At 64.8% G+C, this 549-nt stretch carries 1 protein-coding gene; it reads right to left on the reverse strand.

Annotated features, from left to right (window positions below; genetic code table 11):
* Positions 1-18 precede the first annotated feature (18 nt).
* Positions 19-549: integrase core domain-containing protein (locus tag JKF87_RS18165; RefSeq protein ID WP_201101276.1), on the reverse strand; the 531-nt coding region annotated here is incomplete at its 5' end.

Consider the following 549-nt stretch of genomic DNA (forward strand, 5'->3'; position numbering starts at 1 on the left):
TGACGTGCCTCTGAGTTTTCATCCAGCGGCGACCAGAGTCCTTGGGTTAGTTACGCCTCGCAGCGTGGGGTGAGCAACAGGCCGAGCCGCGCAGCTTTCATACTGCGCAGCGGATCGGCCTGTTGCGGTCAGACTGGCGGCAAAGGCCTCCGGGGTGAGGTAGCCGATCGACGAGTGCGGTCGGCGGGTATTGTAGTCCAGCGCCCAGGCAGCGACCTTCTGGCGGGCGTGATCCAGACTGAAAAACAGGCTCTCGTTGAGCAGTTCGTCGCGCATGCGGCCGTTGAAGGATTCCACAAACCCGTTCTGGGTCGGCTTGCCGGGCGCGATGTAGTGCCAATCGACGCCATGATCCTGCGCCCAGGCCAGGATGGCCGTGGACGTGAACTCCGTGCCGTTGTCGCTGACGATCATGGCAGGACAGCCCCGCCGAGCGATCAGCGCTGTCAGCTCACGCGCGACGCGGCGTCCCGAGATCGAGGTGTCGGGGATCGCCGCCAGGCACTCGCGGGTGACGTCGTCGACCACGTTGAGAATGCGGAAGCGGCG

The organism is Brevundimonas nasdae (genome assembly GCF_016654005.1).
Taxonomy (GTDB): Bacteria; Pseudomonadota; Alphaproteobacteria; order Caulobacterales; family Caulobacteraceae; genus Brevundimonas; species Brevundimonas nasdae.